13 protein-coding genes are annotated in these 11,436 nt (G+C 63.3%); 4 read left to right on the forward strand and 9 right to left on the reverse strand.

Annotation, left to right across the window (positions count from 1 at the left end):
* Positions 1-114 precede the first annotated feature (114 nt).
* Both H7I87_RS26010 and H7I87_RS26015 read left to right on the forward strand, forming a co-directional pair.
* Positions 115-264: a hypothetical protein gene (locus tag H7I87_RS26010; protein WP_167380299.1), complete on the forward strand. Its 150-nt coding sequence runs from the start codon at positions 115-117 to the stop codon at positions 262-264.
* A 184-nt stretch (positions 265-448) separates the two neighbouring features.
* Complete coding sequence (locus H7I87_RS26015) at positions 449-1,138, forward strand: hypothetical protein (RefSeq protein ID WP_083071653.1); 690 nt, start codon at positions 449-451, stop codon at positions 1,136-1,138.
* 178 nt (positions 1,139-1,316) lie between these two features.
* Here H7I87_RS26015 and H7I87_RS26020 read toward each other — a convergent pair whose 3' ends face one another.
* The 5 genes from H7I87_RS26020 to H7I87_RS26040 all read right to left on the reverse strand — a co-directional run bounded on the left by H7I87_RS26020 (position 1,317) and on the right by H7I87_RS26040 (position 5,534).
* Positions 1,317-2,858, reverse strand: coding sequence for a radical SAM protein (locus H7I87_RS26020; RefSeq protein WP_083071671.1), 1,542 nt, complete (start codon positions 2,856-2,858; stop codon positions 1,317-1,319).
* A gap of 8 nt (positions 2,859-2,866) precedes the next feature.
* Positions 2,867-3,160, reverse strand: coding sequence for a hypothetical protein (locus H7I87_RS26025; RefSeq protein ID WP_083071652.1), 294 nt, complete (start codon positions 3,158-3,160; stop codon positions 2,867-2,869).
* Positions 3,161-3,354: 194 nt separating this feature from the next.
* Positions 3,355-3,639 carry a hypothetical protein gene (locus H7I87_RS26030; RefSeq protein ID WP_236724457.1) on the reverse strand — a complete coding sequence of 95 codons (285 nt, stop codon included), beginning with the start codon at positions 3,637-3,639 and terminating at the stop codon, positions 3,355-3,357.
* 248 nt (positions 3,640-3,887) lie between these two features.
* Positions 3,888-5,021, reverse strand: coding sequence for a hypothetical protein (locus H7I87_RS26035; RefSeq protein WP_083071651.1), 1,134 nt, complete (start codon positions 5,019-5,021; stop codon positions 3,888-3,890).
* A gap of 12 nt (positions 5,022-5,033) precedes the next feature.
* Positions 5,034-5,534, reverse strand: coding sequence for a hypothetical protein (locus H7I87_RS26040; RefSeq protein ID WP_083071650.1), 501 nt, complete (start codon positions 5,532-5,534; stop codon positions 5,034-5,036).
* A 114-nt stretch (positions 5,535-5,648) separates the two neighbouring features.
* Here H7I87_RS26040 and H7I87_RS26045 point away from each other — a divergent pair, with 114 nt between their 5' ends.
* Positions 5,649-7,217 (forward strand): helix-turn-helix transcriptional regulator, encoded by a 1,569-nt coding sequence (locus tag H7I87_RS26045; protein WP_083071649.1) that lies wholly within the window; start codon positions 5,649-5,651, stop codon positions 7,215-7,217.
* 143 nt (positions 7,218-7,360) lie between these two features.
* On the opposite strand, the gene H7I87_RS26050 is transcribed toward H7I87_RS26045, so the two are convergent.
* Positions 7,361-7,816, reverse strand: a complete 456-nt coding sequence (locus H7I87_RS26050; RefSeq protein ID WP_083071648.1) for a hypothetical protein — start codon at positions 7,814-7,816, stop codon at positions 7,361-7,363.
* Between the two features lie 99 nt (positions 7,817-7,915).
* Positions 7,916-9,352 (reverse strand): UvrD-helicase domain-containing protein, encoded by a 1,437-nt coding sequence (locus tag H7I87_RS26055; RefSeq protein ID WP_083071647.1) that lies wholly within the window; start codon positions 9,350-9,352, stop codon positions 7,916-7,918.
* 219 nt (positions 9,353-9,571) lie between these two features.
* Here H7I87_RS26055 and H7I87_RS26060 point away from each other — a divergent pair, with 219 nt between their 5' ends.
* On the forward strand, positions 9,572-9,862 hold the full coding sequence (locus tag H7I87_RS26060) for a hypothetical protein (RefSeq protein WP_083071646.1): 291 nt from the start codon (positions 9,572-9,574) through the stop codon (positions 9,860-9,862).
* A 33-nt stretch (positions 9,863-9,895) separates the two neighbouring features.
* Here H7I87_RS26060 and H7I87_RS26065 read toward each other — a convergent pair whose 3' ends face one another.
* Both H7I87_RS26065 and H7I87_RS26070 read right to left on the reverse strand, forming a co-directional pair.
* Complete coding sequence (locus H7I87_RS26065) at positions 9,896-10,324, reverse strand: hypothetical protein (RefSeq protein WP_139800165.1); 429 nt, start codon at positions 10,322-10,324, stop codon at positions 9,896-9,898.
* 271 nt (positions 10,325-10,595) lie between these two features.
* Positions 10,596-11,186, reverse strand: a complete 591-nt coding sequence (locus tag H7I87_RS26070) for a hypothetical protein (protein WP_139800164.1) — start codon at positions 11,184-11,186, stop codon at positions 10,596-10,598.
* Between the last annotated feature and the right edge of the window lie 250 nt (positions 11,187-11,436).

An 11,436-nucleotide genomic window follows, 5' to 3' on the forward strand; every position in this document is an offset into this window, starting at 1 on the left:
GCTCATTGGTCATGAGTCCGCCCCCATGTGACCCATCGACGCACTCGCCGGTTGGTGGAGATCGTCGCGAACGCCACGGTGACCAAACACAGGCCCCCGGCCAGAGTCAGCGCCATGCTGATCCAGCTGTTCTGGCCAGCGAAACGTGCCGCATTGCCCAATGACAGCGCCGCCGTCAGCATGATCGCGGTGAACCTCACCCAGTCCGATCGGGTCCGCGCGATTTTGAACTCGCTCACTGTGTCTCATTCTTTCCTGGGATGACATCGGCGCTCAACCCAAGCCGGGTTTATCTCACAACGCTAGCGCTGGCATGCGGCGCCAGGCCCCCGATCTCGGCGGCATGGCGCCGCCACCGATTCGGCGTCACGCACGCTGGCCGAAGACTCGCAGCGTAGCCGAAGCCTCAGAGCTGCCAAATGTCGTTGCCGACTGAGACAATGGGACGATGACCGCTACTCCCGGGCCGGATTGGCGGCAGCGCCGTAACGACTTCCAGGAGCAGATGCGCCGAATCCAGGCCGCTAGCACCGAACGCCGAAACCAGTACGGCGATATTCTCTATCAAACTCGCCAGCAGTTGACCACGACCGCGATCCTGCGGCAGGCCCGCATGGGCAAACTGGAACCAGACTGGCGGGACCGACTTACAACGATGGACTACACCGCCCTGCTGGCCATGAGCCCCGGCTACCAGCTCTATAGCGATATGGACACATTGCTGCTAACCGAGCTGCGTTCGATGCCTGTCGCCGACTGGGAACCCAACGCCGGTGCCGATTGGCCCCGCGCGCTTGAATCCTGGCGAGAAGCCAGCCATGAAACTCTCGACCGTGCCCTTGCGATCAAGTCGAGCGTTAGCGACGTCCTGTCTCGGGCGAATGTTGAGCAAACAGCAGTGGATACGATTGCCCGCAGTCAAGAGATTACTGCGCTCTATGAACGTGATCTTCTCATCGAAGGTTCGTATCGGGCCGCGCTGTGTGCTGGCGGGCAACCCGTCGATTGGCGAGGCTGGCTGCGCGAGCGAGTCGAGGGCTGGCCTGATCTTCCCGCGCGCGCAACTGTGCTTGGCGCGCTGGAAGATCCCGATTATCACAGTGATTGGGAGTTTCTGCCTGATTATTGGCGGCGATGAGGTCAGGATTTGCTTTGTCGGCGCGGTCGCGCAAGATCGTATGGCCGGTTACCGGGTTGGTCGTGAATTGGTTACTGCCCGGAATCAACGATTCGCATGACCCGACGACGATGTCATCGAGTTATGCATTGCTCTGCTCGGGCGTTGTTTCCCGTGTTCGCTCGCGGATGGTGGCCGATTACGTTGCCACGATGGGTAGTTGGCGTGCGGCGGCTGCCGATAGCCGCTGCTGGCTCAGCGCGGGCCATGCTTGCACGGCGCAAAACGGTGCGCACTGATCTTGTGATGAGCGGGTGCCGACGTGCACGCAGCATTGGGTGAGGCGTTCTTCGATCATTGTCGACATATCCATGAATGGTTTGACGCTGATCCGAACTACCCGCTCCCCCAGCAGATTCCGTAGCTTGCGGTGCCGGCCGGGCAGGGCGCTGGATGCCAGGGTGAGCAGTGTTGACATGCCTAGATCGCAGCTGTCGCAGATGGTGCGCCAGATGTCGCCGATCTGTGGATGCGATAGCGAGGATTGCTCGGAGAGTAAGCCGAGCAGTGATTCGCGCACGGCCAGGCGCAGCTCGCGCGGGAGCTCGGTGTCGGCGATGCGGTTGGCGACGAGGCCGAGCTTGTCTTTGAGGTTGTCGTGGCCTATCAGCGCGACCAACGAGCGCCGGTGTCCGGTGTCGTCGCGCATTAGGTAGCCGATCGAGCAGCAGTGTGGGTGTGAGCAGGGCAGTGCGGTCAGATCGCGCCACGTGACCAGACCGGCTGTTTGGGGTTCTAACCGCGCGAGTACTCCGGTGTGGGTGAGCCGATTGGTTGGATCGATGTAATCGGAGCGGCCAGAGCCGAACTGCGGCTGGATCGACACTCCCCCCACGTAGGGGGTTTGCAGGGCGACCCGGAGGACGTCGCCGATCTCGGTGTCGTTGACGCCCAACGCCGCTGTCATCACCAAGGTGGTGAATACTTCTCGTTCCGACAGGCGGCGGAGCGCGTCTTGTTTGAAGCGGCGTAGGTCGCCGCCGCGGTGATAGCGGTGGGCCGATAGTGATAGGCCGTCGTATTGCAGGTAGGTTTCCACGCGCTCGCGGTGCTCGGTGAGCAGGTCGAGTAAGTCATTGTCGGTGGCGATGCGTATGCCGTTGGTGTTGAGCAGGATTCGGGTGATCGGTCGTGCCGTGAGTTCGGCCAGCAGCTCCGGCAGGTGTGGGTGCAGGGTGGGCTCGCCGCCGGAGAGCATCAGCACGTCCAGTCGGCCGTTTTCGCGTTCGAGGCGTTGATCGACGTTGGCGAGCACGTCGTGCAGCGAGACCACGCCGCGCAAATCCGGTGAAGATTCGGCGAAGCAGGTGGGGCAGCGCAGATTACACGTTGCGGCGATGTCCTCAAGCAGGATGCAGGTGTGCTGGGTTTGCATCTCCGGCAGGCCCCGAAGATAGGCCGCCGGCACTGGGTCGAAGTTGCCGGCCACATCGGCGGTGTGTGATTTGGTGGGGGCCGTCCACTCCTCGAGGTAGGCAAGGATTTCCGGATCCTCGTCATAGAGGGTGCGCACCAACCCGTGGGAGGGGCAACCGCGCTCCAACCAGACACGCTCGTCGCGCACGGCTAGCCAGCCGCTAAGCCGCGTGACTTCGCTCAGCGGGCGATCCGGTTGCTCGGTGTGGCAGTGGGGGCAAAATGCGTTGACGTAGCGGTGGATTCGGTCGCCGCGTAACTGCATGCCGACCATCAGTAACTCCGGTAGTCCGATGGGTTTAAGCCAGTGCAGTAACCGGCCGAAAGCACAGAGATCAGCGCCCAGCCGATGATGAGGCCTAGCCCGATAGCTTTGGTCGATCGGTTGTGCGCGAGTAGCAGTGCGCCGCCGCCGAGGAGCGCGATCACCGCGAGCGCGACCGCCCCGATCGCCATCACCGTGTGTCTGTGTTCGCTGGTGCCGGTGTATTGGTTCATTTTGATGAACACGGGCACGTTGATGGCGATGTAGAGGCCGATGCCGGCTATGACATTGCCGGTCGGCATCCGTGATGGGGTTGGCCTTCGGGGGCGGGGCCGGCGGCGCCCGCGGCGGCCCCAGGTCGATGGGTCCGCAGGGTCGGGCGGATCTGGTGGTGGTGTTGTCATGTGGGTGCTTTCAGGCTTGGGGTCAGAGGTGACGGTAATTGCGGACGGGTGTGTCGGCCGGCAGTAACCCGGGCGTGGAGCAGCATTGCTGGTCACCGCCAGGTGTACATGGCGGGATTGAGCCCTGTGCAGATGCCGGCGGTGAGGATGGAGGTGAGCGCCCAGCCGATCATGAGCCCCATGCCTATTCCTTTCGGCCAGGGTTGGCGTCGTGATCGGGCGATCAGTGCAGCGCCGCCGCCGAATGCGACCGCGCCAAGTGTGACCGCGCCGATCAGGAAGGCGGCTTTCGGTGAGATGGCGTTGGCCAACCCGAATAGCACCAGCGGCCCGAACACGAGGTTGATTGCCATGTAGATGGTGATGCCGGCGATCACGGCTCCGATGGTTTCCCCGCTGGAACGTGGCGGCGGGGGTTGCGAACTGTTCGGCGATTCGTGAGTAAACGTGATCGAATGTGTGTTTTAGTGAGTGGGTGAAGTTATTCCCGCACCGTCCCGTGCTCCGTGTTCGGATTCGCCTGACGCGACTCACGGTAGTTCTCCTCGTGCGGTTCACAGGGCGCGGGGCTGTGTTGAGGGGTTCCGGTGACCTCCGCTTCGGTCACGGTAGGCCGCAGGGTGTTTTAGCGGACAAGTGCCTGGACCTTCTCGCCGGCGAGTAGCGGGGCGTCCGTGGGCCCCTTGATGTAGGGGCCGCGGAAGATCACCTGGTGTCGGCCCAGGCTGGGATACCACTGGCGGACCTTGTGCATTCGGACTACCCAGGAGTGTTGCCAGTTGACTTGCCGATGGCTGGTGTCGGCGGAGGCGGCCTGGTGGAACCGGCGCAGCTGCACCACCCGGACTTGCTCCCATTTCTGTGGTTTGGTGTCGGGGCGTTCTTGGCGGCAGCGCGGCGTGATGGTCATGGGTTGGGCCGCTATCCGAAGGAATGCGAACACGTAGCCGATGACCGCTGCGGTGGGCCCGCTTTCGCAGATCCAGTTGTACTCATTGTCGGGGCCGGCTTCGGCCATCGCGTTTTGTGCTGTCCAGCCCGGCTGGGGGGTGCCGGATCGGAAGGCTTCGTGCGGGATGGGGCAGCTGGTCGCGGCCTGGGTCTGGTCGAGGGGGATTTGGATGGTTGTGGGCCATGGTTTCGGGTTGGGGCCAGGAATGTGTTGCTGCCAGTCCCAGCGCGACCAGTAGTGAATTCCCAGCGTTGGCGCGCCGTTTCGGGCCGCAGCGACATGCCAGGTGATGGCCTCGACGTCGGCCCATCCGCGGGAGTCGCCGATCTGGACTGTGTGCGGGAATACGAGGAAGCCGGTTTCCCAGGCGATGTCGTCGCGGGTCAGCGTTTTGAGGTCCTCGGCGTCAATGGTTGCCGTAGCCGCGACGACAACGCGATGCATCGCAGGGGCAATGACGAAGACCTCCGCGATACGCATCGCATTGGTCTGCCGCTCGGTGAGCGAGCTGATCAGATCGCCGATCGTGGTCTCGTCGAGAGTCTCGACGGGTCGGGCGAACAGTTCCTCGTAGTAGTCACGCAGGTCGTCGGCGCTGAATTGCCTTGTCTCGTCGGCGAGGGCGAGCACGTCCTTGACCTCGGCGATGGCGCTTCGCCGGCGGGCGCTTCGAAACAGCGGGTGGCCGAGTGCGTTGACGATCTCGTCGCGCATTTTTGCGGCGCGTTGCGCGTCTGCGGTGGCGGTCCACTGCCGGTCGACGCGCTGCTGGTGACGCTGTTTGGCGGCCCGTTTGTGCCTCGACATCGAGCTGGTTGCCTATTTCCGTCCCAGGGCCGCGGCGGCGGGATCGGCGGGGCCGTCTGGGGCGGCGAGCTGGGGTGGACCGGCGACGCGGGTTCCGTGATGGTCGGAGAGGATCCGCCGCGCGAAGGCGATGCGTTCCTCGAGCATGTGGACGTCATCGGTGTCGTAGAACGTTCGTGTGCCAGAGATGGAAAGGCCTGCCGCGTCGGCGATCTGCTGAAGTGTGTATGGGCGGGGCTTGACTTTTTCGCGCATGTAGGCGACCAGCAAAGTCATTTGTTGCTCAATCTCGTTGCGGCGTCGGCGTAGGTGTTCCAATGCGTGCAGTAGCGGATCCGCGCCGTCTTCTTGAGCTAGGAACTGGATGCTCGCTGCGCGGCCCTCGAGTTCAGTGATCCACGCGTCATACTCCCCGTGTTCGTTGGTGCAGTCAGGCGGTGGAGGCGGCTCGAGGATGGCCGCGAGATCGACGTCGGACTCCGTGGAGCCGTACTGAGGCGATGCGAAAACCATGATTTCATTTCTAGCAAGAATTTGCGCTCATCGCAACTATATGCGTTCACCGCAACGTCCCGTGTCGCTACGCCAGAATCCGGCATCGCCATGTACCGTCAATCCAGACCGAGTATGGATTCCGGAGGCATCGTGAGCGTATGGAGTGACCGCGCCTGCTGGACACAGACAGCATGGACCGCCGAACAGACCGCCAGGCTGACCGGACTCAAACAGGACACCATCTATCACTACGTCTCCCGTAAAGACCCCAAGTTCCCCCAACCCCGGACCGAAGGCGGCCGGATCCACTTCACGGCCGAACAAGTACTCCGTTTCATCCTCGAGCACCGCCCGCGCCGCTCCCACACAGTGGTGCCGCGCCTATTCCCACGGATCCCAGAACCCACGCCGGCGCAGTTCGTCCGCGCCGAACAGGTCAGTGTTGCTGACGTCGGGCGATTCGCGGTCCACAGTTGGCAGCCCAGCGACGGCGGCCGCCAAGTCGCGATCGCCTACCCCGACCGCGAAAACACCGTGCACATCAATAACGCGGCGGCGATGCCAGGCGCGCTCCTCGACCAGCTGCCGGCGCGGATCGAAGCCGTCGCCGTCCCCAATGGGGAGGCCGCATCCCTTTACAGCTCAACCGAGCCCACGCAAACCGCGCCGTTAGTCGTTGTGGCTGAACGCAACCCGGTTTACCGCCACGACCCGGTGGGCCACGGCGCGGCCCGCTACCGGTGGTGGGATCTTGCCAACCTGCTGCGCGTCGACATCCCGTGGTGGTCGCCACTGCTCAACGAACTTGACGCCATGCTGGCCTGGCGCCCCGGCACGCCCATCACCCACGTCACGCCCTATGCACCTACGGCTGACACCGGCTACATCGCCGCGTTGGCCGCCCCCACCGATTCTGCGGCGCTGCGCACGGCGATCGACAAGCTCACCACCCGAATCCTCATGCAGCTCAATGGCCCCCGGCCACATGACGACAACTACTTAACACCGGGATTGACCCAAGCAGCGATCAGCACTCTGAACACCAGCCAACCCGTACCAGAGCTCACCGCCGACGAGGCAGCACAAATCCTTCACCACCGCGTCGACAAGCGCGCCGCCAATCAGGCGCTCCGGGTTGCCAACCACTGGGCGTTCATGCCTGTACTCACCTACGCGATCCGGATACAGCCACGATCGGCCGGTTCGATGGCGCTCCGATGGATCGCCCGCCTAACCGATGTCACACCTGACCGGCGCACAGAACTCGGTTTCTGGTTCATCGCCAACTACTACGGCGACCGCGTGCAGCCAGTGCGCTGGCTACGCGACCCCTACAACCCCAACACGTGGATCATCCACGGCGACAACGACACCATCTACGCCGGCGTGGGAACACACATGCCGGCAGCCACCGGTAAGCTCACCGACGCCGAGATCGACGACGAAGCAGCATTCTTCCGCGACAGTGCGGGCCAAATCTGGCCGCTGCCCGACACCGGCTACCACTATTACCGCACCGGCTACGACGGCGCCGGCCCCCAACGCCTCGCCGAAACACTGACCCTGCTGCTGCGCGACGCCACCATCGACGTGCACAAGCCACCACATTTCAACCCCGGCACCAAGCTGTACCAGTTACTCTCCCGGCAAGAACCGCCCATCACCCTGACGGCCGAATTCCTCTCCAGCCACCCGCATTAACCAAGCAGCCCACAGTGTTCAACGGGGATAGGCTGATCGCCTCGTGCTCCAGCTGCACACAGACTGCCGACCTCGCACACCGCGCCTAACACAGGGCGGCAGGTGCCGACAACAGAAGTAGGCCCGGCAAATTCCCGACTTCCTTATTTGGGTGGCAGTCCGTGTAGTTGGCGACGGTTCGCGGTGGCGCGCTCAGCCCGGCTGCGACGCCGGTCGCGGCGGCCAGCGCGCTCCAGTCGCCGCTCCACTACCCAGTCGGCGAGGTGTGGCAATCCGTAAACGAAATCTGCGAGCCAGGTGATTTCCTCGTCGGTCAAGCTGCGCAGGTGACCCCACTGATCACGCGCGGTGACCACGACTCGACCGCGCATCAGGGGCACGCTGCGTCCGGTGAAGGTGCTAGCCCCGAGCAAGATTTTCGTGGCTGCATGGTTCAGTTTCCGGTGGCCGGGATGCAGCGACGGCGTGAGCCAGAAGTCGAACGGTCCTGCGGGAATGGTCTCTAGATGCTCGTCGCGGATCGCGTCGGCGATGTCATCGACCGAACCGACCGTGAGCCGATAGACCTTCTCGTTGTGGCTGGCGAATAGTGTCTCCATCGCGCCCCCCCTCTCTTGAAATCTACTGTGGCTACTTGCGTTTAGCGAGTACACCGTGCCCAGGTCCAGACTGTGATCGGCCCGCAGCTCCTGGCAGGTCTAGCTCGCACGGGCAACACGAGGCCGCATGTAGTGGTCGATCCAGGCCAGCCCGGTGCGGTCCAGTTGTTTGCGCGCGCGCGTGATGGCCACGTAGCCGATCATCGCGTCAGCCTTCGGGATTTCGTCGCGGCCGGTCGGCTCGGGGAAGTCTGCGGCGATCTCCACCGATTCCCACTCTCGCCCCTTCGACCGGTGTGCAGTGGAAACAGTTGTGGTTGCCTGCTTTTCGTCCACGAGTGCGTCGATTGCATCGATGATTGTTTCCGCACCATGCGAGTCGATCAGGTCGACAAACGGCTTAAGGTCACGCCCCGCCTGATCGTGTTCCACATACTCCTGCAGCGCACCCCATGTCGCGAACACGTACAGCTCGGGGTGGCTCGTGCGCCGCCCACTCTTCAGATCCGCTGCCGCCTGCGCGAGGCGACGAATATCGGCGCCGCCGCCGGCCAACGCAACCCGTCGGTCCGCGGCGAGCAGGTCCATGACACGCTTCATCGCCTCCGCGTTCGTCCGACACAGCACCGCCTTCGGCGCATCGAGGTCCACCAGTTCCGATGCGATCGCCGGATTGCCAGTCAGCCTCAACGGGGTGTCGATCTGGCTCAGCCACCGATTCGCCTCATCGGCGATAGCAGGGCCGAACCGCCACGACTGAGACAAGTACAGCTGCTCATCAGCCGGCCACCCAGCCAGCGCATCTACCGCGCCGCGCCATCCATAAAGAGACTGATTGCTGTCTCCGACCACAATCTGCTGCGTATGGCCCTGACTCTGAACGAGCGCCGCGACGACTGGATTGGAATCTTGTGCTTCGTCAAGCATGACCACATCAGTCGGCAGCTTCGGCTGCGTCAACGCGAACATCTTCAGGTAGTGGTCGTGCTGAACCTTCAACCGCCCGTTGAGATCACACAAGTCGACCCACGCCCGCTGCGCGTACGGCAGCACCGCCCGCGCCAGTTCGTCGTGATCGGCACCCACGACACCGTTCTGCTGAGGAACGTGCTTCACTTGGATTTCATCGTCGGCGGAGTAGCAGTACCGCATTACCGTGTCGACGGCGATGCGCGCTACTTGCGTTGGCGGGATCTGCACGGCTGGGCCGAAGTCCAGCCAGCTGGTTCCAAGGATTTCGGCGCGCCGTGAAGGGAGCTCTCGCGGCCCTTTCAACCGGTGCGCATATTTCTTTCCTACGGCCTGCATAGCCAGTGAATGCGCGGTCCTGCATATGACATGGCCAGGAAAGCTGGCTGCGGCCTCGGCGGCGATCGCCCGGTTGTAGGCAACGTAGATCGCCCGGCGGTCGCCGAGCGCGCGAGCGACCATCTTCAGTGTGCTGGTTTTTCCGGTGCCGGCGCCGGCCTGGATAACGAGGTCTTTCTCGGCGCTAGCCGCGTCGATGATCGCGGCCTGCTCCCTGGTCGGTTTCATACTCGAAACTTTATGGCCGCCGCCGGACGCCGCATGGCTGCGACACCAGCGACCCAGCGGTTACGACGGAACTTCCCGTACCAGCACGGATCCGGGGCCCGCGCCGCGGGTAGGGCTGGATGGTGGCGACTGTGAGAAGTCCCCACGGCCGCGCGGCGCCACCACTACCCGGCTCGGGCCGCTGTTAGGTTGAGTCCGCAGAGCAAGGGGAATTGTTCCATGGAGATCGACTTCGGGATGGCGCTGGATTTCGTCGACATCGACGGGCGCGCCTACCAACTCAGATTCCGCCGTAACGACTACTCCTCCGATTACGGGCAGTTGATCGCTGTCGTCGATGATCGCCGCCGGCCCGACCACGGCCACACAATCCCTATCAGCCGACCAGACGTGCTGTTTCAGGACGTCGACAGCGCTATTAACGGATGGCAGTCATGGGCGCAAACCAGCGAGCACACCGCCGATCTCGACCTGATCCGCCGTCGTATCACCGACGCTAACCTAGCCTGAGACTGCTGCAACTGGTCGAAGTCGAGGCTTGTTTCACCTGCAGACTTCAACGACGTTGCCGCCAAACGTCTTACACGCGTCGCGGATCGCTTCCAGGAACGCCAAGCATGATTCGAAGTCTCCCCACCCGTTAGGCGGATTGAGGATACGGTAGGTGTCCGGTTCGGCCCGCATGGCGCTGATCGCGGCGTCGAGGTTAGGCAGCACGTCCTCGGTTGTGCGGCCGGCGAACTCGGCGAGGTCGGCGCCGGCGCGTCGCCACATCGGCACGAGGTTGCTGGTCATGTTCGCTTCCCACACCACCTCGTCCGTGTCAGGACGACGGATCATCACGTCGTAGCTCACGGCGTCGACCTCACGCCAAGAACGCACAAGTCGCTCACTAACCGGTGCGATGCCAAGCTCGCGGACGCGCACACCAAAGCCAACAGCATGGTGTTCTCCCCCGATGTCGATGCGCACGCGCCGAAGTCATTGTGCACACCCGGTGGGCGTGTAGAGCATCTTCAGTTGGGCGTGTCGCCTTGGTCTTTGCGGCGGATGGCGGCACGTGAGGACCGCCGATAACGGCGGCGTGGCTGGGTGGTTGCTTCGGGGCCACACGGGTGCGGCGGCCTCGGCGGCCGGGACTATCGAGCCGCTACGGCGTGCCGGCTCGCCCGGCGAGGATTGGCGTGCGGATCCCGCTGCCTAGCCGATTTTTCTGGGTTCCTGGGCCGTTGGGGGCGTCTGATCAGAACGTCCAGCTTCCGGACGACTGGATTACGAAACCGTGTTTGCCGTTGGTGCAGGCGGTGAGCCGGTTGGCGCCGACTGCGCAGGTGGCTTTGCCGTGGACGCCTGGGGTGCAGTTGGGGATTTGGTAGTCGCCTATGGTGCAACTGACAGTCTTGACGACAGTGACTTTTTGGCCGGGCTGCAGGACTGGCGATGCTGCGGTGCTTTCGCAGTTGCGTGTGTAGACGAATTCCGAGCCGGAATCGCTGCTGTTCACCGATTCGGCCACGGGGCCACACGGTGACAGGTCCTGATGTGGGGCATTGGATGGAAATCCTGGCATCTCACCGGCTTTGGTGGTCTGACATGATTGGCTGTCGGCGGCGGCGGCGGCGCAGTGCAGTCCGTCGGGAGTTGCGAAAACGGCGTCGTAGCCACCGATCCGGTTGGTCGTGAATATAGGGCTGTCCTGCGCGATCTCGGTGAATTCGGATAGGTCGGGAAAGGTTGGCGGTTGGGCAAATGCGGTGGGGATCCCTAGGGCCGCCGCGGTCGCCAACACGGCCAACACGGACATCGCGGCAGCAGCTCGGTTGCTTGCTGTCACCGGCGAGGTTCCTTCCTGAAACCAGCGTTAAGCTGTATGTCGGTTCACCCCAACTGATTCGGCCTAATCCGCCAGATTCACAACACTGATTCAAACACGCTTCCGCGCACTCAAATGCGGTCAACACTGGGGTTGACCCCTGATGGTGGACACCCGACTGGTGGGACCGTTGGTCCCGCGGGAAGGATGTCCGTATGTCGGGCAAGCGTCGCAAGTACACCCCGGAGTTTCGGGAGCAGGCTGCTCGCCT

Origin of the sequence: Mycobacterium timonense, from assembly GCF_025821985.1 — a bacterium.
GTDB classification, from domain to species: Bacteria; Actinomycetota; Actinomycetes; order Mycobacteriales; family Mycobacteriaceae; genus Mycobacterium; species Mycobacterium avium.